Consider the following 24958-nt stretch of genomic DNA (forward strand, 5'->3'; position numbering starts at 1 on the left):
TAGGGACTATACTTGTCGCCTACAGATACAGCATAACGGACAGGTTGTCCTGAGAGGAGTAATTACAGATGCAGATTGAGCTTAATGCAATGACCCGCGAACGCCTGGAGCAGAGTCTGGACGGGAAGCCCGGGCAATTCAAAATGTTCTATGATACGGAGGACTGCGGCTGTAACGGCATGCTGGTCATCCGGGTAGTCAGCGAGCCTTCGCCGACAGATATTGTGTTTCAGACCGAGCCGTTCACCTTCCTGTGTGACCGCCAGCAGGAATTGCTGTTCGATGACGTTATGCGCCTCGAAGCAGAGGCCGGGTATCCTGCCTACAAGCTGACAAGTGATTCCACCTTGTTCGGGAGCAATATCAGGGTGCAGGATGCGCGGGGTTGAAGGAGATTTATAAAAAGGCCATCTACCCGCAGAGGGGAGATGGTCTTTATTAAAGGGAAAACCGAACATATAGGGCATGGCTAAGACTCGTGAGCTGATTGTAATCGAAAAACCGATTACAATTGGACTGTGGTATTATCCCCTTCAAGTAGACACTCGTAAAAACCCTCATGTGTTAACATGAGGAAGTGAGTGACCATGGAGGGGATTTTGGTATGGCCAAAAAGGGACAAGTATTTCAATCGTACACAGAGGAATTCAAGAAAGAGGCTATTCAAGCCTATTGTACAGGAGGGGAGAGCTATAAGGTCGTCTCCGACAGGTTGGGGATTGTGAACTGTACCCAGCTTAAAGTATGGGTAAAGAAATATCGGAATGGGGAGCCACTCCATACACCAAAAGGGGTAACAAGCCCCTTAAAAGGACGTCCACGATCTACATTTGCCAGTATAGAAGAAGAACGAGATTACTTAAAGGCACAGGTGGACTACTTAAAAAAGCGGTATCCAAATCTATAAAGGGAGGGAAGCTTGGACTACACGACAATTACGCCATCCTTGAAGAACTACGTGACCAACATGGCGTCACCCGCCTATTAGCCATTGCAGAGGTATCGCGGGCGAATTACTACAAGTGGCGAGGTACACAGGCTCGACGAATGGAGGCCCATGAGCAAGAGCACGCTATGAAAGAGCATATGGTGGCGATTCACCTGGCTCATCCCTATTTCGGGTACCCTCGAATGCAGGCAGCCCTGCGGGAGGCAGGCTACCTCGTCAACCACAAGAAGGTATGGCGGCTCATGAAAGAGCTATCGATCCAGTCCGTCATTCGCAAGAAAAGGCGTCGTGCGGGCTCTGCTCCTTCCGTGGTCTACCCGAACCGGTTAAAGCGTAAGTTTCATGCGACAGCCCCACAGCAGAAGCTAGTCACGGACATTACGTATATCTCAGACGGCACCCGCTTTTATGATCTGTCTGCGATTCAGGACCTCTTCAACAATGAAATTGTAGCTTGGCAGATCTCGGAGCGAAACGACGTAAACCTCGTCCTGGATACGGTTGAACAGTGGACGCGGAAAAGAGACGTGTCTGAGGCCGTGCTCCATTCGGACCAAGGCTTTCAGTACACGTCTCAGGCGTACAACACACGATTAGAGGCATTCGGCGTCAAGGGCAGCCACTCTCGCAAAGCAACCTGCCTGGATAACGCCTGCATCGAATCCTTCTTTTCGCATCTGAAGACAGAAAAGTTGTACCTTCACCAGTGTAAGTCAGAAGCAGAGATTCATCAAGCAGTTGAGGAGTATATCTACTTTTACAATTACCAACGTTTTCAGGCGAAACTGAAACAGCGCGCGCCGATTGAGTATCGGCACGCGCTGGCTGCTTAGCTTTTTTATCTGTCTACTTGACAGGGGTATGACCACTGGGAACACCGTGTAGGCCGAATGTAATCGAAAAACAGGCATGACAAGACAGAGGCCTTGTCACCCCCAGGAATGAAAATAAGTGGGTGGCATCCGTCGCAACCATTCTAAATGAGGCTGTAGTCGTCAACACTACATATACAAATCAAAGGGCGGAAACGGTTACTGGGATACACCCCGTGCGAAAAACCGTTCTATTGCGCTTTTCGAGCATCGCCTATTGTAGCCCCAAAAGTACGTGTATTAAATTACACTCACTCGAGCGCATGATTTGTAAACTGACGATGGAGGATGGTTGGAATGGATGCTGTACGTATGTGTTGTGCCGGTCTGGACGTGCACCAGGAAACCGTTGTGGCCTGCGTGTTGAAAGGACCGATCGAACAGAAACCACAATGTCACCTGAAAACCTTTGGGACGACAACCAAAGAATTGCTAGGCCTGCAAGATTGGCTGAGTGAACACGGCTGCCGGGAGGTGGTGATGGAGAGCACGGGCGTGTTATGGAAACCGGTATGGAACATCTTAGAGGGCAGTTGTGATCTGGTCTTGGCCAACGCCCAGCGGGTAAAGAATACGCCGGGTCGAAAAAGTGACATGCAAGATGCGCGCTGGTTAGCGCAATTGCACCGTTGCGGGCTCATTGAAGGCAGTATGGTGCCCGAACAGGACATCCGGGATTTGCGAGACTTGACCCGTTACCGGAGTAAGATGGTGCAGGCGGTGACGGCGGAGAAAAACCGCATTCACAAAATCCTGCAGGATGCCAACATCAAGCTAACCACCTTTATGTCCGATCTATATGGGGTTTCAGGGCGGGGCCTGCTCCAGAAGATCATGGACGGCGAGGTCATCGACGAAGGGACCGTTAAGAACCTGGTCAAAACCCGTTTAAAAAAGAAAGTTCCGCAGTTGCTAGACGCGCTCAATGGCAAGTTGCGCCGTCATCATCGCGAGATGATTCGAGACCACTGGGACCACTTGGTCTATTTGGAGAAAAGGATCACGGAACTGGAAGCTCGAATCGAGGCGAAGGCAGAACCGTACCTGGAGAAGATTGAACAAATTGACTCCATTCCAGGAATTGAGCGGACGTCTGCCGTGACCATCTTTGCCGAAGTGGGGCCGCATGTCGCGGAAATGTTCCCGAGTGATGCGCAGTTTGCTTCATGGGCGGGGGTGTGTCCAGGGAACAACGAAAGCGCTGGAAAGCGAAGAAAGTCAAAAACGATGCAAGGGAACAAGCATCTGAAAGGGGCCTTGTGTCAGGCGGCTTGGGCAAACTCTCGCTCCTCGAACCGGATCGGACAATTCTTTCGACGAATTCGAAAGAGACGAGGCGATAAAAAAGCAAACGTCGCCACCGCGCATTTGCTGATTCGAATCCTCCATGCCCTGATGCGGGAGAAGAGGTCATACCAAGAAATAGACGTCTCACTAGGCGATGAGACGTCCAAGAAAAACACGTTAGATAGGTACGTGAAATATATCCAGCAGTTAGGATATAGTGTTCAATTGAATCCTATCCCATAGTCTTCCCTTTTTCAAAAAAACGAAACGTTTTTTTGGGGCGGTGGGTCTTTTTTTGTCAAAAACCCAGTCTGCGGCGCATTTTCCGATATTTTTATTTTCGTATTAAACCGATTACAATTGGAATGGGCACGCCGCAGCATCTGGCCCTGATGCGGCCCAAAGGTTGCTAATGAGGGTGCTATTTCGCAATAGTGCCCCTCATTTCGCTTGAGGCCCTCAGCTTAATAAGCAGTCCATCCGCCGTCTGCGGTAATGACTGCTCCATTCACAAAGCCTGCTTCCTCTGAAGCCAGGAATAAGGCGAGCTGTGCAATTTCGGCGGGCTGGCCCATCCGTGGATTAAGCGCCATGCCCGGCTGTGTGCGTTCCATGCCAAATGGATTGATATGGGTCATGGTTGAACCAATATTGGTCTCCACACCGCCCGGCGCAATTGCATTGCAGCGGATTCCCTTGGCAGCATACATGAATCCGGTATTCTTGGTAAAGCCGATAACCGCATGCTTCGAAGCTGTATAAGCCGCACCTGCCCGGGCACCGAACAGACCGCCTACCGAGGCAACGTTAATAATTACACCCTGTTGTTTTTCCAGAAAAATAGGCAGTACCTTGCGCGTAGCACGCATCACCGAAGTTGTATTAACGGCGAGCACCCGCTCCCAGCTCTCATCCTCAATATCACCCGCCGGTTCAAAGTTATCCATGATCCCTGCATTATTCACCAGAATATCTACAGTGCCGTAGGTGTTGACTGTACTGTCGATCAGATTCTGGATGTCAGACTCGTCTGCAACATTTGCTTGTACCGCTAGGGCTTCCCCGCCGCCAGCTTTAATGTCACCGGCCACTGTCTCCGCAGCTTCCAAATGAATATCCGCGACTACCACCTTGGCCCCTTCCTTCGCATACAGGACGGCAATCGCCTTTCCCATCCCGGACGCCGCCCCGGTAACTACTGCCACTTTGTTGTGTAGTCTCATATACATGCCTCCGTTTATAGTGATATTTCCTCTGTTCTAAATTGATTGAACTTGAAAATGTACTGTAAGGGAAACGTGACGGAGGAGAATTTTGGAACTGTAGGAGCGATAGCGTCCGCCTTTGTCACCGGATTTCAACCGCTAGGCACGGTTAAATTTAGAAATCTGGGGACAACAGCGGCCAGAGGGCCAAACATTCTCTGAAGTCACGGCAATCCCATAACAGGAAAAAACAAGTGAACCTATTTAGTATCTTTTGCTTCATAGTGTTTTATGCGCCGGGTTGACGCTGTCCTTCGCGAAGGCTTAACATATGGGCTATACAAGAGGGAAGAGGATGGAGCCTATGATTACGGCCGGACTAGATATCGGAACCACTTCCATCTCCGGGCTGCTATACGATCTGGAGAAGCGTACGATTCTGCATAGCCTTACGGAAGCGCAAGCGAGCCGGCCTTTCAGCCTGAATCAGAAATGGGAGCGGCTGCAGGACCCGGAATTGATTATGAAGCAGGTGGAACGTATAGTTGAACGTCTGCTGGCGCACCAGCCGGAAGTAACGGGAATTGGCTTAACCGGGCAGATGCATGGGATTGTCTATTTGGATAAAAGCGGGAGGGCAATAGGTCCCTGTATACCTGGCAGGACGGACGGGCCGGACAGCTCACCGGAGGGGCGGGCAGTCCTACCTATGCGCAGCAGTTCAGTGACCTTACCGGTTACACTGTAGCTCCCGGCTTTGGACTCGCCACCCATTACTATAATGTGTGCCGACAGCTTGTCCCTGAGCGCGCAGTCGGCTTCTGCACGATTGCGGACTATATCGCGATGAGGCTGGCGAACGGTGATATTCCCCTGATCGATGCAACGCAGGCAGCGGGGATTGGAGGCTTCAGTCTGCGGACAGGAGATTTCGATAGAACCGCGATTCATTTAGCCGGGATCGAGCCTGCGTTTTTGCCGCAGGTCGTATCCTCCGGGACGGCGATCGGTAGCACATCACAAGGCATTCCCGTGTATACCTCGCTCGGGGATAATCAGGCCAGCTTCCTGGGCAGTGTGCCCCAGCTAGGAGATTCTCTGCTGCTGAACATCGGCACAGGGAGCCAGCTTTCGGCCTGGGTACCTGACTGTGATAACGCTCCTTCCGCGATGGAAGTACGCCCGTTCCCTGGCGGCGGGGTGCTGATGGTTGGCGCAGCCTTGAGCGGCGGCAAATCGTATGCCTTGCTGGAGGGATTCTTCCGGCAGGTGATCACCGCATACACCGGAGAAGCGCCGGCGGATGTCTATTCCGTGATGTCCAGGCTGCTCAGTGAACAGGTTCCGGGCAGCGGCAGCACAGCGCTTACGGTGAATACACAGTTCCTGGGGACAAGGACAGCCCCGGAGAAGCGCGGCAGTGTAGAAGGAATCACGCTGGAGAATTTTACTCCCGGCGGGCTGGCCCATGCTTTTCTACAAGGAATGGTAGATGAACTGCACGGCTTCCTGACAGAAATGGAACCGCAGGGTGCGAACACATTCACCCGTCTTATAGGCTCAGGCAATGCGCTGCGGACGAATCCGGTGCTGTGCGCCAAGGCCGAAGCAGCCTTCGGGCTATCGCTTGAGCTTGGTGAACATGCTGAAGAAGCGGCGGTAGGAGCGGCGCTCTGTGCCGCTGTGGGCAGCGGGGAGATCACCAGCTTCAGTGAAGCTGGTGCTTACCTTAGAGCAGAGCCCAGCTGAGTTAACAGGAAGGGGGCGGACCCGAAAGTGATTTACTATGAGCGGCGATAGCCCCTTGCAGAAATCGCCGGAAGCCCTGCTTGTTCTCCAGTTGTCGCAAGTTTTGGTTTGCTTTTAGAGGATGGAAGAGCCAACTCTCGGTTAAACAGTGGAGCGGGCAGAACGATCCGCGGACAAGCAAAGCGTTCGCCTTTGTGTCCGGATTTTCACCGCTAAGGGGGATGAAAAAAATCTGGATACAACAGCGATGGGAACAACGTTCTGTTTGCGGAGCGTCCACCCAAGTGCTCACATAGATTCTACCCATCTTCCCTGACACCGTCTGTCAGGGGAGTTTTACTATAATAGGCTATATCAAATAGTGATGGGAGAGTTGCAATATGCAAAACAGAAAAGCTTACCTATATGTATTCAATACGATGTCAGACTGGGAATACGGGTATTTGACCGCTGAACTGAATACAGGAAGATACTTCAAAAAGGGGACAGCATCATTAAGAGTCATCACAGTATCCGCAACCAAAGAATCGGTTACAACTATGGGCGGACTCACAGTACAGCCGGATTTAACCCTGGATGAGTGTAGATTGGCCAGCGGCGATCTTTTGATTTTACCTGGAGGGAATACGTGGGGAGAGGCGGAGAATCAGCCGGTCTTGGATAGGGCTCACGAAGCGCTCAAGCTCGGAGTGGCCGTTGCTGCTATTTGCGGGGCGACCACGGCGCTGGCGGATAAGGGGTATCTGGATGGTGTGCCGCATACAAGCAACAACCTGGATTACCTGAAAATGGTCAGCCCCGGCTATAAAGGGGAAGCTTATCATGAAGATGGGCCTGTAGCTGTCAGCGGGAAGCTGGTCACGGCATCAGGCATCGCTCCGCTGGAGTTCGCGAGGGAAGTGCTAAGGGTCTTAGAGGTATTTGCTCCAGCAACCTTGGACGCATGGTACAATCTTAACAAGACACAGGAGACCGAATACTTTTTCCAGCTCATGGGCTCGTTAGATCAGGGATAAACAGGAAATATTGTAACATCTATCATTGACAAAAAATATTATATATGCTATAATTTACATATTAATATTTTGTGTATATAATAAGGTTCTCCCGGCCGGGGGAATCTTATTTTTTATGGAGGAACCACCAATGAAGCAGAACGAGTCCAGCATGACTGCCTTAGTGGCCGCTTTTGGCCGAGCTTATCACAGTCAGTATGACAGTCCCAAGATTTTCAATGATGATGTGGTGCAAAAGCTGATATCACCGCAAGAGTTCGCGGATATCCGCGGGCATATGGTGCAGGGAATTGCGTTCTTCAGTCCCGAGATATCGGAGAGGTACCCGGATGATCCTGAAGCCATCTTGCGATGGATTGTCCAGGTTCAGTTATCCCCCATGCCGTTGGCACGTGCTGCCTACTGTGAGGCTATTGTGCTGCATGAACTGAGTCTCGGGCTGAAGCAGTATGTAATTCTTGGTGCGGGGCTGGACAGCTTTGCCTATCGTTATCCTGAACTAGGGGAGCAGCTGGAAATCTTTGAAGTGGACGCTCCTGCTACCCAGGCATCCAAACAGCTGAGGCTTAAGGAAGCACAGCTTGCGGTTCCCGGCAATCTTCATCTTGTTCCCATGGACTTCACGGGCGAATTCTCGTATTCCGGCCTTTATGAGCAGGGGTTCGATCCTGAGGTGAAGACGTTATTTAGTCTGCTGGGGGTATCCTACTACCTCACCAAGGAGGAGAATGCCCGCCTGATTACGGAGCTGCTCGCAAGGGTTCCCTCAGGAAGCTCTATCGTTCTGGATTATGCAGATGAGTATCTCATGGAAGAGCAGGGCGTGTCCGGCCGGGTGGCCAAAATGGTGCAAATGGCTGCTGCCAGCGGCGAGCCCATGCAGTCCTGGTTCAGTTATCCGGAGATGGAGGAGCTGCTGGCCGGGGCCGGTCTGCTGGTTTATGAGCACTTGTCACCGGCAGAGATCAACGAGAGGTTTTTCAGCGGCCGGAGTGATGCGCTATGCGCTTTTGAGACGATTCATTATATTCATGCGGTTAAGCGGTAGCATCCAGATGTCATAATCCTGTATTAAGTCGTCTCTTCATATATAAAAGCTTCCACCGCCGCTACCGCGACATTCCGGTCAGGATGGGAATTGTCGATCTGCGCCACCTGTGCAGGCGGAAGCGGCCAGGCTACGGTGCGGGGGCCTAGCGAAGCGCTGAAGTTCTCCCAATGAGCGAACTTCCAGGCGTCGAGTGCGGAATGTCTGCCTTCAAGCCGTTCACGGAATATGGCCGCATCCGCAAGTCCTACCATGACTACCTTGACCTCAACATCCTCAAGCGTGCGTCCAACGCGCGCCAGTTCGCGGCCGATCCACTCCGGATCGGCCGCTTCTTTGGTGAAGGGACCCACCACATAGATATCGCTGGACAGGCCGATATTATCGAGCGCGGCATCCATAGTGATGCGGTAGCCAAGATCACGACATAGTCTTTTATACTCATCGGAATCTCTATCGTCAGGATCAAGCCCATACATAGTCATGATCGCGGTTGCTGCCGGACGCAGCAGAATATCCATATCGAACACCGTCGCCGGACGCCTGGCTGCAACAGCCTTGGCTAATGTGGTTTTGCCCGCGCCTCCGGGCCCGAGGAAAAAAACCAGCTTGTTCATCTGTCTCACTCCTTAAATTCCCTATAGTTACGCTGTATACGAATTTTAGTATAGCAGGAAGGGTAGCTTGCAACATTTTAATAATCAGTTTCAAATATTTTTTTGTTTTCAATACTTAAGAAAGTGATTTTTAGCTGAGCAGTAGGGTTCCATATTCTATTATCCTTGATGATTAGATATTTCTCTCCTCCGTATTGATACTCTCTAGTTTTTCCATCTATGAGTACTACATAGGTCTTAGCATCCCTCAAGACTTGTAAATTATTTATAATCAGTCCTATTGAGCCCTTCTCTAGCCCCCCGATGACAATCCCTTCTTTAATTAATCCCGTTGATTTAACATAATCAGAGGAACTTCGAAAAATATAAACATACGGTGAGCTAAAAATATAATACTCGTTGTTATCTAATTTCTGTATCGACACATGATCGAGGTTCTTGCTGTTAATAAATTGATCAATTTCTTTTTGGGTGATATCTTCTCTAACGCTACATCCAACTAACAGTAATAATAAACAAAAAAAGATTAGGTTTCTCCATTTAAAATTCATGTATCCTCCAACTATTTTATTGAATAAATTGTAATTTATTCACCCTTAAAGTATAGACACACAAAGTTGCATTTTACAAGGTTGCCCACTATCACTACTCTGAGCAAGTACTTATCATTGTGACAGCGATACGAAGGAAATGATATGATAGATTAACTATACAATGAAGCAGGAAACGAAGCAGATAGAGGGTAAAAGGAGGACAACTATATGATTACCATCCGTCCCATTGAGCGCAAGGATAATGCGGCCATTGAGGGGATTATCCGGGAGTGCCTGATTGAATTCGGCGGCAACCGCGAAGGGTTGGCCTGGGCAGATGACAGCCTGCATGACTTATATACCTATTATAATAGCGCGGCGAACCGTGCTTATTGGATTATAGAAGTGGACGGACAGGTGCTTGGCGGTTGCGGGATTGCGGCTTTTGATGAAACGCAGCAGATCTGTGAATTGCAGAAAATGTACCTGTCCGCAGCCATCCGCGGCCAAGGCGTTGCAGCAGAGCTGCTGGATACGGCGCTTGCCTTCGCTAAGCAGCATTACCGCAAGTGTTACCTGGAGACGCTGCTGACGATGCAGGCCGCTGGACGCTTCTATGTCAAGCACGGGTTCAGCACGCTCGATGGCCCGCTTGCCGGTTCCGAGCACTATGCCTGCGATGCATGGTATATCCGGGACTTACATGAACTTAATATTCTATGAACACATTTACATTCTATTGAAAAGGTCAATTATGGTGGTCAGATTCTGCCATAGTTGATCTTTTTTATTCGTGGCTGCTCTCAATGATCACTTTCATTGAATTACCTATCTTTTCCGTAGAAATAGCTATTAAAGAGTGCTCTGCATTAAACCTATAATGAGTGTGTATTGCAGAGAGGGGAGGGTGGAGGCTGAGATATTCTTCGATTTTGTAATAGTTGTAATCGCTATCATCAGAGGGCTGTGAATATCACTGTGTGTCGTTCCACATCAGATTAAGGAGGAATAGAATGCGCAACAAGTATGTTACATGGTCGCTTGTAGTTACGCTGCTCGTCTCAACGCTCTTTATGGCGGCTGGTCCGCTGACCCGTTCGTCGGCTGCTGGCGGAACGAATCTGGTACTTAACAAAACCATTACCGCCAGCGGACAATCCCAGAATTATACCCCGGATAACGTTAAGGACAGTAACCAAAGTACGTATTGGGAGAGTACAAATGATGCTTTTCCCGGGTGGATTCAGGTCGATCTGGGTACGCTCACCAGTATAGACCAGCTTATATTGAAATTACCGGTTAGCTGGGAGACGCGGACGCTGACACTGGCGGTACAGGGTAGTACGAATGGCACTAGCTTTACAGATATTGCTGGTGCGTCTGCGTACGAATTCAATCCTTCGGTGGCAGGCAATACGGTCACAATTAACTTCACCGCTGTCAGCACGCGTTATGTCCGTCTGCTGTTCAGTGCGAATACTACATGGCCTGCGGGCCAATTGTCCGAGCTTGAAATCTACGGTGCCAGCAGCCCAACTCCTGCGCCTACAGCCGGGCCTACTGCATCACCGGTTCCAGCGGGCACCTATGAAGCAGAGGCTGCTGCCTTATCCGGCGGGGCGCAAGTGAACACGGACCATGCCGGATACTCCGGTACAGGCTTTGTGGACAACTATCTGGCCCAAGGTCCTGCTACCACTTTCACGGTCAATGTGCCTGCGGCGGGTACACGGAATGTTACACTGAAGTATGCTAATGCAAGCGGTAGTGACAAGACGATCAGTATCTACGTGAACGGAGTTAAGCAGCGCCAGACCACCTTGCCGAACCTGGCGAACTGGGATACCTGGAGCACGAAGATTGAAGCCCTCCCGCTGAATGCTGGCAGTAATAGTATTGCTTACAAATACGATGCGGGGGATACGGGCAATGTCAATTTGGATCTAATTACGGTAGCGTCTGCAATCATCGCCACGCCCGCACCTTCACCTACAACAACTCCAACACCTGTACCTACGGCGACCCCGGTATCTACTCCGGTCCCTACAGCTACAGTAGCACCTACTCCAACACCAACTCCTACCCCGGTGCCAACAGTAGCTCCAACACCAACTCCAACAGCGACGGCTTCCCCTGGTGGTAATATTGCGCTTGGTAAAACGATCAATGCCTCCTCCAGCACACAGAATTTCGTTGCTGCTAATGCGAACGATACCAACACGGCTACTTATTGGGAAGGCAGCGGGAATCCCAGCGCTCTTACGCTCGACCTTGGAGCCAACTATACAATCTCATCGATTGTGCTGAAGCTGAATCCGGCGGCCGAATGGGCGACCCGGACCCAGAACATTCAAGTACTCGGACACAATCAGTCAACGACGACCTTCAGTAGCCTCGTTTCAGCTCAAAGCTACAACTTCAATCCGGCTTCGGGCAACACGGTGACCATTCCCGTGACGGCAACCGTTAAGCGGCTGCAGCTGTCCATTACTGCCAACTCCGGTGCGCCAGCTGGACAGATCGCTGAATTCCAGGTATACGGCACACCGGCAGCGAACCCGGATCTGACGATTACAGGCATGAGCTGGACTCCTGCTTCTCCGGTAGAGACAGGCAGTGTAACTCTGAATGCAACAGTAAAAAACATTGGCAATGCCGCAGCAGCAGCCACCACTGTCAATTTCTATCTGAACAACGAGCTGGCGGGTTCGGCACCGGTAACGGCTTTGGCAGCAGGAGCTTCGGCATCCGTCTCCTACAATGCAGGGACGCTAACAGCCGGAACTTATCCGCTGAGTGCCAAGGTCGATGAAGCGAGCCAGATTATTGAGCAGAATGAAAGCAATAATAGCTATACTAATCCTGCTTCCTTAGTCATTGCTCCTGTGTCCAGCTCCGACTTGACCGCAGCGACCTCCTGGTCACCGGGAACACCGGCTGCGGGGAGTAACGTGGCCTTCAATGTCAGTCTCAAAAATCAGGGCAACCTTGCTTCCGCAGGCAGTGCCCATGGAATAACTGTAGCCCTGAAGAATGCCGCAGGCTCTACCTTGCAGACCTTCACAGGCTCCTACACCGGCGTAATTACAGCCGGAGCTTTGGTAGAGGTGTCTCTCCCCGGCACCTGGAATGCAGTGAACGGCAATTACACGGTCACTACAACGATTGCCGCAGATGCGAATGAGGTAACAACCAAGCAGGCCAACAACGTGAACAATGCTAACCTGGTCGTATATGCTTTACGCGGCGCAAGTGTTCCGTACAGCCGGTATGATACGGAGGATGCAACCCGCGGCGGCTCGGCGGCGCTCAGATCTGCACCGAATTTCGATCAGACGCTGACTGCCTCCGAGGCTTCGGGACAGAGTTATGTGGCCTTGCCTTCTAACGGAGCGTATGCCCAGTGGACAGTGAAGGCGGGGCAAGGCGGGGCGGGAGTCACCATGAGATTCACGATGCCGGATTCGGCAGACGGAATGGGTCTTACCGGTGCGCTTGACGTATATGTGAATGGAACCAAGGCCAAGACTATCCCGCTTACCTCTTATTATGGTTGGCAATACTTTTCTGGAGATCAGCCGGGGGATGCGCCGGGTGCCGGACGTCCGCTGTTCCGGTTCGATGAAGTCCACTGGAAGCTGGACACACCGCTTCAGCCCGGGGATGTAATCCGCATTCAGAAGAATAACGGAGACAGTCTGGAGTATGGTGTGGACTTCCTGGAGATTGAACCTGTACCGGCAGCCATCGCCCGTCCGGCCAACTCGGTGTCGGTCACCGATTACGGCGCAGTGGCAGGAGACGGACAGGACGACCTGGCCGCCTTCAACAGTGCGGTTACAGACGCCGTCGCCAGCGGGAAATCTCTCTATATTCCGGCGGGAACTTTTAATCTGAGCAGCATGTGGGTCATTGGCTCGGTCAGCAATATGATTAACAACTTCACGGTCACCGGTGCAGGCTATTGGCACACCAATCTGCAATTTACGAATCCCAATGCAGCTGGCGGGGGCATCTCCTTCCGTGTTCAAGGCAAGCTGGATTTCAGCAATGTCTATATGAACTCGAATCTGAGATCACGGTACAACCAGAATGCCATCTATAAAGGCCTGATGGATAACTTCGGCAACCATTCGGTCATCCATGACGTTTGGATTGAACATTTTGAGTGCGGCATGTGGGTGGGGGATTATGCGCGGACGCCGGCGATCTATGCGAACAATCTGCTTGTAGAGAACAGCCGCATCCGTAACAATCTGGCTGACGGTATCAACTTCTCCCAGGGGACCAGCAACTCTACCGTCCGTAATACCAATGTGCGCAATAACGGGGACGACGGACTGGCTGTCTGGCCGAGCAATACGTTCGGGGCGCCAGATGGGGTGAATAATACTTTTTCGTACAATACGATTGAGAATAACTGGCGTGCTGGCGCTATCGGCATCTTCGGGGGCAGCGGTCACAAGGCGGATCACAATTACATTATCGACACGGTGGGCGGCTCCGGTATTCGGCTAAATACAACCTTCCCGGGGGCGCATTTCAACAGCAATACGGGGATGGTTTTCTCGGATACGACGATTATGAACAGCGGCACCAGCCGTGACTTGTATGACGGAGAACGCGGGGCAATTGACCTTGAAGCTTCCTCTGACCCGATCAAGAATGTAACCTTCACGAACATCGACATCATCAACACCCAGCGCGATGCGATCCAGTTCGGATATGGCGGCGGCTTCTCAGGTATCGTATTTAACAACATTAACATTAACGGCACCGGCCTCGATGGAGTAACCACTTCACGGTTCTCCGGCGCTCATAAGGGAGCGGCCATCTACACGTATACCGGCAACGGCTCGGCGACCTTCAACAACCTGACGACCAGCAATATTGCGTATCCAAGCTTGTATTATATTCAGAGTGGGTTTGGACTGTTGATTCAGTAGGCAGGGTGAAGAGTGTAGAGGTGAAGGAGGGGCCCAAACGGGCTCCTCTTTTGGCTTTTGATGAATTGTGACAAAAATACAACAGTACTTCCTTGCTATGGAACGCACTCTAAGATTGTTGTATCTAATACAGACATTAGCGCATATCTATGTTAATATACTGTATGAATGAATATAATATTATTCATTCATAATCAGCGAAGAGAGGAATTGGAGTCACTATTATATATTCTAATCTGGAGGGACAATCATGAAGAAGGTTATCGCAATCATCGGCAATCAGCAAAAGAACAATACGTACAGAGCGGTCTGCGAATTTGAGGCTCAGCTCAGAAACTTTGGGGAGGTAGAGGTTGAGTATATTTTTCTGAAGGATTACAGGCTTGAGTTCTGCCGGGGGTGCAAGGTGTGCTTCAATAAAGGCGAAGAATATTGCCCGCTGAGGGACGACCGGGATGTACTGGTGGAGAAAATGGAGAGCGCGGATGGTGTGATTATGGCGGCTCCCAATTACGCGTTCCATGTTCCGGCAGCGATGAAGAATCTGCTCGACCGGCTGGCGTATGTGTTCCATCGGCCTCAGTTCTTCGGTAAGACCTATACGTCGATCGTCAATCAGGGGATTCACGGCGGGAATGCGATCCGCAAATATCTAAGCAGTATGGGCGAGAACTTCGGGTTCCAGGTGACCCGGGGCTGTGTGCTTAGTACGATGGAGCCAGTTAGCGCGGCAGCCGCGCAGAAGAATGCTGTGAGAATCCGCAAGGCTGCGGCCCGCTTCTACAAAGGCCTGATGCGTCCGGCACCGCCGACTCCGACATTGTTCCGCTTGCTGATGTTCCGGCTATCCCGGACCAGTATTCAGCATATGCTGGATGAGCGGTCGAAGGATTTCCGTCATTACCAGGCTAACGGCTGGTTTGAAGCGGCATATTATTATCCGGTCTCGCTGGGTCCTGTTAAGAGCTTGGCCGGACATCTGTTTGACAGACTCGGTAAAAGAATGGCTAAACGCGCTTAATTATGAATGAATGAAAATATATTCATTCACGTCAAGGAGAGTAAATATGCAAAAAAAGTGGAAACGCAACCTGCTGCTGCTGTGCCTAACCGTGATTCTCGTGGGACTAATCGGTTCAGGCGCGGCCTTGCTCTATACTGAGAAAGAGCGCAGTGAAGCGCGGAACGTAGAGATTGATCAAGTGAACTTCAACAAACTGCATGAGGGTGAGTATACAGGTGAATATGCTGGCGGAATGTATAAATGGAGGGCGAAGTTTCTCAATTAACGTTTTCGCCATTGTATCAATCACATCCAGGCTGATCCCTGCTTCTAGCGGCCCTTTGTCCAGTATAGTGTGCATATTCCCATAAGTATCGTATTTGTAAGCTGCCCAGAATCAGTTCCATAGTTCCTTGTGTGCCATTTTGTTCATTCGTCATCTTAGTAGTTCCTTAGAATCGTATGTAAAAATTAAGCTCTGAGCTTATATTCGGGAAGCATGCGGGTATCCCCTCTATTGACTTACAGATTTTGCTATAACATAATTCTATTGAATAGTTAAAGAATATTTAAAGGAGCAGAGATTTATGCACCCACAGTTATTATATGTTTATATCAAGGATATCGGTAGAGCCTTTGAAGATCAAAGCTTCACCTTAACGAACGATTTCCAAATTGATTATATTCAAGGGAAGCTGACAATTAATACGAAAGAAAATCCGTATGATGATTTGTGGGGAGAAAATATCAATAATATCAATTTAATCGTCGGAAAAAATGGGGCAGGCAAGACAACTTTACTGGAGTTGTTGGGTTCTACAGAATTAAGACGCAGCCGATTGTTTAAACAGCCCGAGTGGTTTGCACTATATTTTCTTGAAGCGAATACATTTGTGATTGAAGGTAATCAAGTATTGCCCAGAAATGTGAGTGGAATTTCCACACCGGTTGACAAGGATTATAGTATCAGTGTGAAGTATAATTACAAAACACAAAATATGCAGTGGGATAATTATATTCATAACCAAATGTACTTATCGGCAGAGGGAAAAGAAACCTTGTTAAATGAATCACTGAGGATACTCTATCAACCGAAAGAGGCAGACCGACTGTGGCTTAAGAATCTTAATGTAATAGATGGCAAAGATAATACTAATAGTTTTAAAAGAAGTTACCTCAATAAACCCACTTTTTCCAGCCTGTATCGGTTTATGAGCAATGAATATAGTCTATTGGAAGATGTATTCACGTTTGATCAGGCGGAATTTGAAATTAGCCAGCATGTTGGTATCAATCCGGATATAGCAAGCAAATATGATATGTTCAATATTCTGGGTTTTGCTCTATATCAAGACCAGCTTGACTTGCTGCTTTTCAGTGAAAGGGACTCCAATTCTTCTCAACGATTAAATCCTTCTTCACCTAAATGGGCTAACAAAGACAAATTCATTCTAGTTTACCTGGAAGCTCTAATTATTGATTTTGCCTATCGGTCTTCTAATTATCCAGCTTCTGACGGCTATTCAGATCATATTGACCTGATACATAAAGAATTCATGGAGAAAAACACTTATCAAGACAGAAAATCCTACTTATTGAAGATTTTAAATATCATTGGAAAAACTATTGCGCCAAAACTGAAAAAACATGAAGCTGTAGATTTTAATGTAGATATATTCACCGCAATTATAATCGCACTTGAAGAAATCGAACCTAGTCTATTTGAATCTCATGCCACAATAAGAATTCCGGTGAGCGGGGGCATTCATCATTCAGTTGAAGATTTCTTAAAGATTTATGATCGTTTCTTTAACAGGTACGGTGTTTCATATAGCTTGGATATTTCTTATAAATATCTTAGTTCAGGGGAAATGGATTTTATCCGTGCTTTTAGCAGTTTACATGACATGATAAATATGTCTTTAGAGGACAAGAAGGCCAAAAGCGTTCTTCTGATTATGGACGAACCCGATGTATCCTTTCATCCCGAGTGGTCTAGACAATACATTTATTATCTCACGAGGTACATTTCAAAGATTAGTATTGGCAGTGACATCCATTATCAAATTCTATTTTCAACTCATTCTCCCTTCATCGTATCCGATATTCCCAAGGAACATATCACTTGTATTAATATCCTTTATAAGGAAGAGAAGCTTTATCGAATCGTTAAGGCAGCTGAATTTGGGCTAATGAGCAATTTTTATGACATTGTTAAAAGCGACTTTTTCCTTGGAGCACCAATGGGGGCGTTTGCGAAGCAACTCTTTTCGGATCTGATGAAGCGGATGAACGACTGGACAGAGTATGACCCTAGCGAGATTAAAAAGGTACATACGATTATTGCCGGTATCGGTGAGGCAGTAATCCGTATAAAACTCCAATCCCATCTTGAAGCACAGGTCATTCGTATACAGGCGAACATGAATTTTAAAGATGAGGTGCGTATCGCTGAACTGGAAAAGGAGCTTGAACTACTTAAGAAAAAAAGAGGTGGAAAGAGTAATGATTAAGATCAGTCCTGACCGAATAACCAGCTTAGCGGATTTGTATCTAGCCGAGATGGAGGACGGGATCAAGAAGCGGTACAAGGATTGTATCCACTCTATTAATACATTCACACAACAGCCTGTATCCGCTTTACTTGAAAATGGGACGGGTATTCTGGACGACCAGCTTGTGCGAAAGCTACTCACAGCCTCTTTGGAAGATATACAGAACCAATATCCTGATATCGATAGTTATATGAGAACCTGTCAACTTGTCTATTACAGCGGCTTTCGAATTAACAAAGAACTTGAACGACGAGAAACATCCTGTAAACAAGTTAAGCGGATGGAATACAGGGAGAAATATGTTGACACTTATCGTTCAGATTGGATAGAACCTATATTGAAGAAACATCATAATTATAGTAAAAGCAAGCTTTTCTTTGACCGTTTCATTGATGAGATAAGAAGAGGTATAGAAGTGTTAAATATTAATCTTAACAATATATTCAATTACGAAAAATATATAAAAGCAGAGTTCCGGCATCATCTTCTGAATCGAATAGGAATCGATGTTTGTCCTTATTGCAATCGGCAATTTATTACTCAATTTTTAGATAAAAACAAATTCAAAACTACAGCAGATCTGGATCACTTTTATCCAAAATCTCAATTCACACTGTTCTCATTATCCATATTTAATTTTGTTCCTTCATGTCAAATATGCAACTCCAGATTCAAATTGGATAAGGGCATCAAAATTCTTAATCCTTATACTGCTGGTTTCGATCAAGATACTTATTTTCAGATCCTGCTTGGGCCAAATACGAAGATTGATTCATTATTGGGGGAGGATACTGATTTTGAACTGGAATTGGTTACTTCCATAACGGGGCTGGAATCCATCCCTATACATAACAACATTGAATTATTTAATCTAAATAAGGTCTATCAGAGCCATAAAGATTATGTACGGGAATTATTGTACAAGAAGAATGCCTATAGTGAAGCATACAAGGCAGATCTGAAGGAACTTCTAAGCAGTCTTAATCTGAGTGATAAGGAACTAAATCTATTTCAATATGGCTTCGCATTGGAGCCGCACGAATTTGGAAAGAGGCCTTTATCCAAACTAGCATATGACATCATTCATCGAAACAGTTAGAACCTCACATCTTAATACAATCTTAATGCCACAGCCGAATCCGTAATACTATGCTCATTATGCACATGCTATACTAACGCTAAAGTGTACAATGGCTGCTCTATAGATGGGCTTAGAGGGAAGGAAACCTTCAGATGATAGGGGAAAATACAGCGAAGAAGCAGCGCGGCAGGCTGAGGATATTCTTCAGTTATGTACCGGGAGCAGGGAAGACCCGGGCGATGCTGGAGGCTGCCCGTGCGGAGCAGAAGAACGGCCAACAGGTGCTGGCGGGCTATATGGTAGCCCATGACACAGCAGATATTGCGGAGCTTATTAATGGACTGGAGCTGTTGCCGCCGCTGGACATTCCTGTAAACGGGACCACCCTGCGGGAATTCGATCTTGACCAGGCGATCGGCAGGAGGCCGGACCTGATTGTGCTGGATGAGTTGGCCCACATCAATGCTCCGGAAGTACGCCACAAGCGGCGGTATCAGGATGTGGAGGAGCTGTTGCGCGCGGGAATAGATGTCTATACTTCAGTTAGCATAGAGCAGCTGGAAAGCATGACCGATGTTGTAGCATCTATGACCGGAATGCCTGTAACAGCGCGCATTCCCGACAGTGTGTTCGATCGTGCCGACCAGGTCGAGTTCATTGATATCAGTCCGGACATTTGGCTGAAGCGTCTGCATGAGGGGCTAATCTTTTCCACGGAACTACTCCGGCAGGAGGCGGGGGATCTGTACACTCCCCAGAAGCTGAGCGCTTTGCGGGAAATGGCTCTAAGGTACAGGGCTGATCAATTCAAACGTTTTGAGGGCAGGTTAGGAGAACGGGCAGTGGAGGCCAGCTTGTACAGCAGAGAACATATTCTGGTCTGCCTGTCATCGGCAATATCCAATAAGAAGGTCATCCGCACAGCGGCGAGAATGGCCGAAGCCCTTCAGGGGGAATTCACTGCACTCTACGTGGAGACCTCCCGAACGAAAGAGTTAACGGCAAGGAACAAGTCGGAGCTGCGGGAGAATCTGCGGCTGGCCGAACAGCTTGGTGCGCAGGTTGCCACTGTGTACGGGGAGGATGTGCCGGGACAGATTGCCGAATATGCCAAAACCAGCCGGGTCTCCAAAATCATCCTGGGCCGGTCGCAGAATCGCAGCCATTGGCCGGCCGCTTCCAATTTCATAGACAAACTGACGGCTGCTGCCCCGAATATCGACATGTATATCATCCCGGATCAGGAGTCTGCCTTGCAATCCAAAATTCCGCAATATGCCAGACCTCCGCTTCTCTCCCTGGCTGATACGGGCAAAACCCTGGGGATTCTGCTGGTCTGCACGATCATCGGATTATGGTTCAAGGTTCTTGGCTTCAGTGAAGCGAACATTATCACAGTCTATATTCTGGGTGTTCTGCTCGATGCGATGGTTACAAAAGGACGGCTGTACAGCGCGGTGACATCGATTTTGAGCGTGCTGGTCTTTAACTATTTTTTCACCGAGCCTTATTTCTCGCTTCAGGCCTATGATTCCGGGTATCCGGTGACCTTCCTCGTGATGCTGGCCGCCTCGTTCATCACCAGTACGTTGACACTGCGGGTGAAGGAGCAGGCCAGAGAATCGGCGCAAAAAGCGTACCGCACCGAGGTGCTCCTGGAGACCAGCCGGAAGCTCCAGCAGGCCAAAGACACACCCGCCATCCTGAGCGAGACCGCGCTGCAAATGCTCAAGCTGCTGGACCGGAGCATCATCATCTATGAGGTTGAGGGCGATGGACTGTCGGAGCCGCTCGTGTACAGCAAGGATGGGAGTGCAGTGAATAACGAAAAGGATAGGCTGGAAGCGGAGCGCGAGGTAGCGGAATGGGTGCTGCGGAACAATAAACGGGCTGGAGCGTCTACCGATACCTTCTCGGCGGCCCAATGTCTGTATCATGCGGTGCGAAGCGGCGATACGGTCTTTGCCGTGGCAGGAATTGTGATGCAGCAGGAAGAGCCGCTGGAGGTGTTCGAGTCGAGTCTGATGATTGCTATGCTAGGCGAATGCGCCCTCGCTCTGGAGAAAGACAAGCTGAACGAGCTGCAAAAGGAAAGCTCCCTGCAAATCCGGCAGGAGCAGCTGCGCGCCAATCTGCTGCGCGGCATCTCGCATGATCTGCGCACGCCGCTTACCAGTATTTCCGGCAATGCGGGCATTCTGATCGGCAACTCGGCGGTGCTGAGCGAGGAGCAGAAGCAGGAGTTATACAGCGATATCTATGACGATTCGATCTGGCTGATCAATCTGGTGGAGAATCTGCTGTCGATTACCCGGATTGACAATGGGGCGCTTCATTTGAATTTTCAGGCGGAGCTGCTGGAGGAAGTGATCGCGGAAGCGCTGCTGCATGTGAACCGCAACAAGGAGGATCATGTGATCCGGGTGGTGCTCGAAGAGGAGCTGCTGATGGCCAGGATGGATTCACGGCTGATCATTCAGGTGATCATCAACCTGGTGGATAATGCGATTAAGTATAGCGGGTCTGGTTCACATATTACCCTATCCGCCAGACAGGAGCAGGGGCTTGTTGTAGTCGAGGTCGCTGACGACGGGCCGGGAATATCCCCGGAAGCGAAGTCCAAGGTCTTCGAAATGTTCTATACGGCGGATAACGTGCGGGGAGATGGCAGGCGCGGTCTGGGCCTGGGCCTTGCGCTCTGCAAATCAATTATTCATGCCCATGGCGGGCATATTGAAGTACAAGATCATGCACCGCAGGGAACGGTCTTCCGCTTCACCCTGCTGGCAGAGGAGGTGAATGTCCATGAATAAACCCATGATTCTGGTCGTTGAAGACGACAAGCCGATCCGCAAGCTGATTACCACAACCCTGGAGACTCAGGGCTATAAATACCATACCGCAGAGACAGGGGAGGCATCCATCCTGGAGGCGGTATCCAGTCAGCCGGATCTGATGATCCTGGACCTTGGTCTGCCCGATATGGACGGTGTGGATATTATCCGGAAAATCCGGGCCTGGTCGAACCTTCCGATCATCGTGGTCAGTGCCCGCAGTGAGGACCGCGACAAGATCGAAGCGCTGGATGCCGGAGCCGATGATTATCTGACCAAGCCCTTCAGCGTGGAGGAGCTGCTCGCCCGGCTGCGGGTCAGTCTGCGGCGGATCCGGGGGGACGGCGAGAAGCTGATGAAGGATTCAGCCTTTTTTGCGAACGGAAATCTGCGGATTGACTATGCGGCGGGCTGTGTCTGGCTGGAGGGTGATGAGATCCACCTGACGCCGATTGAGTATAAGCTGCTGTGTCTGCTGGCGAAGAATGTCGGCAAGGTCTTGACCCATAATTATATCCTGCATGAAATCTGGGGCAGTCCTACCTATGATATTCCCGCGCTCCGTGTATTCATGGCTACGCTCCGCAAGAAGATTGAGCGCAGCCCTTCCCAGCCCAAGGTGATCCAGACCCATATAGGTGTGGGCTACCGGATGCTGCAAGCGGGAGACGATAGCAGAGTGATTTGAACCGGCTTACGGAAGCCGTATAGCGCGCAAAAGTAATTCATAGTGTTCCTAACCATGCCTGAGCAGGCATGGTTTTTTTGCTGTTCCGGGGGATGCTGCAAGAGCTGCTGGAGCGGCGTGCCGGCGGTATTTTAACGTAATCTTAATCTGCTGAAGCAAACCCTAATCCTGAACTAATGGCGGGAGTGGTACGCTGAATTCTGAAGTTAACCTACTGGAGAGAAGGCTTGGAGATGGATGTGTGGGTGAGGAATATCGGATGGGTGAGCGTGCTGACGGCGCTGCTGGTGCTGATCAAGCGGCATTATGACCGGATCTGTCTGCTGCAAGAGTGCACCTATGAGAATAGCGGGGTGTATGCTGCTGCGGCCCGTTTTGCCGGCGGGGCTTCGGCCCGTGAGGTCAGTGAGCTGCTGGTGATCAGCTTCGAGTTCGATCGTCAGGAGACGGAAGTAATCCTTGCCTGGGCGCTGCCGCACCGGATGGAGGCGGACGGGGGTTATGGTGCTTTTATCGGGGCAGTCAACAGGGTGCTGGGTGAAGAGATTTACCATCCCTCCTAAGTCTTAATACAATCTTAATGCGCCTGAGGAAACCCTTACCCTGAACTAATGGGAGAAATGATACGCTAGACCGGAAGTTACAAGAGAGCGATTACCATAAGGTGAGGAGTGGCAAAGACGATGATGGATGTGTATATGATGGCAATGCTGGCAGCAATATTCACCGTGTTCTACGCGTTTGTACAATGGTGCAGCCGTGTGACCGATGAGCAAGGGGGGACGGAGTAATGGCGGTTGTCCTCGCAGCTACTGCACTGCTGTTTCTGTATTTGGGCTATGCTTTGATTCATCCTGAGAAATTCTAACTACTAAGGAGGGCCATCCGTGGGGATTGTACAGATTCTAGTCGTCATCTTAATACTCGTACTGCTGGTGAAGCCGGTGGGCACTTATCTATATCATGTATTCTCGAATGAACCGAACCGGACAGACCGGGTGTTCGGTGCAGCGGAGAAGGGGATTTATCGTCTGATCGGGCTGAAGCAGCGGGGCGGGATGTCCTGGAAGAAATATGCGCTCAGCTTCATCGTAACGAACATTGTACTGGTGGTATTCAGTTATCTCTTTCTGCGGCTGCAAAAGGGGCTTCCGCTCAACCCGGGCGGGATTGGCAATATGGAAGAGACCCTAACCTTCAACACGGTGATCAGCTTCATCACCAATACGAATCTGCAGCATTACAGCGGGGAGACGGGCGTGTCCTACTTCTCACAGATGGCGGTCATGACGATGCTGATGTTCACCTCGGCTGCCAGCGGCTTCTCGGTCGCGGTTGCTTTTGTCAGAGGGATTACAGGCCGCCGCTCGGTGGGGAACTTCTTCGAGGACTTCGTCAAAGCGCATATCCGGATCTTCATTCCGCTGGCACTGCTTGTAACAATGGCGCTTGTAGCTCTTCATGTGCCGCAAACCCTGAAACCTACGCTGGAAGTGAACACGCTCGAAGGGCAGACCCAGCAGATTGCGATCGGTCCGGTGGCCTCCCTGGAGTCCATTAAGCACATCGGCACGAACGGCGGGGGCTTCTTCGGAGCCAACGCTGCGCATCCATTTGAGAATCCGGGACCGCTGAGCAATGTGCTGGAGATCCTCTCCATGTGGCTGCTGCCCGCATCTCTGCCGTATATGTACGGGAAGTTCGCCGGGAACAAGCGGCAGGGCTGGATGATTTTTGGCGCGATGATGACGCTGTTCGTGGTATTGCTCGGAGTGAATTACGCTGCGGAAAGTGCAGGCAACCCGGCGATTAACGCCATGGGCGTAGACGCTTCACAGGGCAGCATGGAGGGCAAAGAGGTCCGGTTCGGCATCGCACAGTCGGCGCTGTTCACCACCGTTACAACGGCGGCCACCACCGGCAGTGTGAACAATATGCATGATACGCTGACGCCGCTCGGCAGTATTACCCCGCTGACCCTCATGATGCTGAATAACGTGTTCGGCGGCAAAGGTGTCGGGCTGATCAATATGCTCATGTATGCGATCCTCGGCGTGTTCCTCTGCGGGCTGATGGTGGGCCGGACGCCGGAGTTCCTGGGCCGCAAAATTGAAGCACGGGAGATGAAGCTGATCGCCATCGCGATTCTGATTCATCCGCTGATTATACTGGTGCCTACGGCTGCTGCTTTTCTGACGGAGCTCGGTAAAGGCAGTATCAGTAACCCCGGCTTCCACGGAATGACCCAGGTGCTGTATGAATACGTATCGGCTGCGGCCAATAACGGCTCAGGCTTCGAAGGGCTGGCGGATAATACCTCCTTCTGGAATATCACCACCGGGGTTGTCATGCTGCTGGGCCGGTATGTCTCGATGATCGCCATGCTGGCGGTGGCCGGTTCCCTGCTGCGCAAGAAGCCGGTGCCTGAGACCATTGGAACCTTCCGCACAGACAACGGCCTGTTCACTGGCATCCTGATTGGTACGGTGCTGATTATCGGCGCGCTGACCTTCCTGCCGGTGATTGTCCTCGGTCCGGTTGCTGAATATTTGACTTTACGGTAGGGAGAGGGAGA

Annotated in this window: 21 protein-coding genes and 1 pseudogene; 19 read left to right on the plus strand and 3 right to left on the minus strand. The window is 50.0% G+C overall.

All coding sequences use genetic code 11. The features are described from left to right. Nucleotides 1-68 precede the first annotated feature (68 nt). From MKZ07_RS06235 to MKZ07_RS06245, 4 genes are all read left to right on the plus strand, one after another. On the plus strand, nucleotides 69-389 hold the full coding sequence (locus MKZ07_RS06235; RefSeq protein WP_036693951.1) for an iron-sulfur cluster biosynthesis family protein: 321 nt from the start codon (nucleotides 69-71) through the stop codon (nucleotides 387-389). 215 nt (nucleotides 390-604) lie between these two features. Next, the gene (locus tag MKZ07_RS33530; protein WP_076157211.1) at nucleotides 605-907 is read left to right on the plus strand and encodes a transposase; all 303 of its coding nucleotides are present in this window, start codon (nucleotides 605-607) and stop codon (nucleotides 905-907) included. After that, entirely contained in the window at nucleotides 829-1782 is a 954-nt protein-coding gene (locus MKZ07_RS06240; protein WP_445670300.1) for an IS3 family transposase, read from the plus strand. The genes MKZ07_RS33530 and MKZ07_RS06240 overlap by 79 nt, the downstream gene beginning before the upstream one ends. A 336-nt stretch (nucleotides 1783-2118) precedes the next feature. Continuing rightward, nucleotides 2119-3351, plus strand: a complete 1233-nt coding sequence (locus MKZ07_RS06245) for an IS110 family transposase (protein ID WP_076162511.1) — start codon at nucleotides 2119-2121, stop codon at nucleotides 3349-3351. Between the two features lie 221 nt (nucleotides 3352-3572). Here the strand turns inward: MKZ07_RS06245 and MKZ07_RS06250 are convergent, their stop codons facing one another. After that, the gene (locus tag MKZ07_RS06250; RefSeq protein ID WP_036693949.1) at nucleotides 3573-4331 is read right to left on the minus strand and encodes an SDR family oxidoreductase; all 759 of its coding nucleotides are present in this window, start codon (nucleotides 4329-4331) and stop codon (nucleotides 3573-3575) included. A gap of 346 nt (nucleotides 4332-4677) precedes the next feature. Here MKZ07_RS06250 and MKZ07_RS06255 point away from each other — a divergent pair. The 4 genes and pseudogenes from MKZ07_RS06255 to MKZ07_RS06270 all read left to right on the plus strand — a co-directional run. After that, nucleotides 4678-5327 (plus strand): annotated as a pseudogene (locus MKZ07_RS06255) (FGGY family carbohydrate kinase); the annotation flags it as partial. A 303-nt stretch (nucleotides 5328-5630) separates the two neighbouring features. Continuing rightward, nucleotides 5631-6062, plus strand: coding sequence for an FGGY-family carbohydrate kinase (locus MKZ07_RS06260; protein WP_341027898.1), 432 nt, complete (start codon nucleotides 5631-5633; stop codon nucleotides 6060-6062). A gap of 380 nt (nucleotides 6063-6442) precedes the next feature. Next, nucleotides 6443-7078 (plus strand): type 1 glutamine amidotransferase family protein, encoded by a 636-nt coding sequence (locus MKZ07_RS06265; protein WP_036693948.1) that lies wholly within the window; start codon nucleotides 6443-6445, stop codon nucleotides 7076-7078. 130 nt (nucleotides 7079-7208) lie between these two features. Then, nucleotides 7209-8126, plus strand: coding sequence for a class I SAM-dependent methyltransferase (locus tag MKZ07_RS06270; protein ID WP_036693946.1), 918 nt, complete (start codon nucleotides 7209-7211; stop codon nucleotides 8124-8126). A gap of 23 nt (nucleotides 8127-8149) precedes the next feature. Here MKZ07_RS06270 and MKZ07_RS06275 read toward each other — a convergent pair whose 3' ends face one another. Both MKZ07_RS06275 and MKZ07_RS06280 read right to left on the minus strand, forming a co-directional pair. Further along, a complete protein-coding gene (locus MKZ07_RS06275; protein WP_341025139.1) occupies nucleotides 8150-8743 on the minus strand; it encodes an AAA family ATPase in 594 nt (197 codons plus the stop codon). 77 nt (nucleotides 8744-8820) lie between these two features. Next, nucleotides 8821-9294 carry a hypothetical protein gene (locus tag MKZ07_RS06280; protein WP_036693943.1) on the minus strand — a complete coding sequence of 158 codons (474 nt, stop codon included), beginning with the start codon at nucleotides 9292-9294 and terminating at the stop codon, nucleotides 8821-8823. A gap of 210 nt (nucleotides 9295-9504) precedes the next feature. On the opposite strand from MKZ07_RS06280, the gene MKZ07_RS06285 reads away from it, so the two are divergent. The 11 genes from MKZ07_RS06285 to kdpA all read left to right on the plus strand — a co-directional run bounded on the left by MKZ07_RS06285 (nucleotide 9505) and on the right by kdpA (nucleotide 24947). Continuing rightward, nucleotides 9505-9999 carry a GNAT family N-acetyltransferase gene (locus MKZ07_RS06285; RefSeq protein WP_235218393.1) on the plus strand — a complete coding sequence of 165 codons (495 nt, stop codon included), beginning with the start codon at nucleotides 9505-9507 and terminating at the stop codon, nucleotides 9997-9999. Between the two features lie 290 nt (nucleotides 10000-10289). Continuing rightward, nucleotides 10290-14222 (plus strand): discoidin domain-containing protein, encoded by a 3933-nt coding sequence (locus MKZ07_RS06290; protein WP_341025143.1) that lies wholly within the window; start codon nucleotides 10290-10292, stop codon nucleotides 14220-14222. Nucleotides 14223-14472: 250 nt separating this feature from the next. Continuing rightward, nucleotides 14473-15243: a flavodoxin family protein gene (locus MKZ07_RS06295; protein ID WP_341025146.1), complete on the plus strand. Its 771-nt coding sequence runs from the start codon at nucleotides 14473-14475 to the stop codon at nucleotides 15241-15243. Nucleotides 15244-15289: 46 nt separating this feature from the next. Then, complete coding sequence (locus tag MKZ07_RS06300) at nucleotides 15290-15511, plus strand: hypothetical protein (protein ID WP_051493360.1); 222 nt, start codon at nucleotides 15290-15292, stop codon at nucleotides 15509-15511. A 301-nt stretch (nucleotides 15512-15812) separates the two neighbouring features. Beyond that, on the plus strand, nucleotides 15813-17738 hold the full coding sequence (locus MKZ07_RS06305; RefSeq protein WP_036693938.1) for an AAA family ATPase: 1926 nt from the start codon (nucleotides 15813-15815) through the stop codon (nucleotides 17736-17738). After that, complete coding sequence (locus tag MKZ07_RS06310) at nucleotides 17731-18879, plus strand: hypothetical protein (protein WP_341025154.1); 1149 nt, start codon at nucleotides 17731-17733, stop codon at nucleotides 18877-18879. Before MKZ07_RS06305 ends, MKZ07_RS06310 begins: the two co-directional genes overlap by 8 nt. A 134-nt stretch (nucleotides 18880-19013) precedes the next feature. After that, nucleotides 19014-21674: a sensor histidine kinase gene (locus MKZ07_RS06315; RefSeq protein ID WP_076153929.1), complete on the plus strand. Its 2661-nt coding sequence runs from the start codon at nucleotides 19014-19016 to the stop codon at nucleotides 21672-21674. Beyond that, nucleotides 21667-22383 carry a response regulator gene (locus MKZ07_RS06320; protein ID WP_036693936.1) on the plus strand — a complete coding sequence of 239 codons (717 nt, stop codon included), beginning with the start codon at nucleotides 21667-21669 and terminating at the stop codon, nucleotides 22381-22383. Before MKZ07_RS06315 ends, MKZ07_RS06320 begins: the two co-directional genes overlap by 8 nt. A 233-nt stretch (nucleotides 22384-22616) precedes the next feature. Continuing rightward, nucleotides 22617-22946, plus strand: coding sequence for a hypothetical protein (locus tag MKZ07_RS06325; protein WP_036693935.1), 330 nt, complete (start codon nucleotides 22617-22619; stop codon nucleotides 22944-22946). Nucleotides 22947-23173: 227 nt separating this feature from the next. Further along, the gene (locus MKZ07_RS33535) at nucleotides 23174-23251 is read left to right on the plus strand and encodes a potassium-transporting ATPase subunit F (RefSeq protein WP_076154139.1); all 78 of its coding nucleotides are present in this window, start codon (nucleotides 23174-23176) and stop codon (nucleotides 23249-23251) included. Between the two features lie 19 nt (nucleotides 23252-23270). Next, nucleotides 23271-24947 (plus strand): potassium-transporting ATPase subunit KdpA, encoded by a 1677-nt coding sequence (gene kdpA / locus MKZ07_RS06330; RefSeq protein ID WP_341025157.1) that lies wholly within the window; start codon nucleotides 23271-23273, stop codon nucleotides 24945-24947. The last annotated feature ends 11 nt before the right edge of the window (nucleotides 24948-24958 follow it).

The sequence above is a fragment of the Paenibacillus sp. FSL P4-0338 genome (genome assembly GCF_038002365.1).
Lineage (GTDB): Bacteria > Bacillota > Bacilli > Paenibacillales > Paenibacillaceae > Paenibacillus_AQ.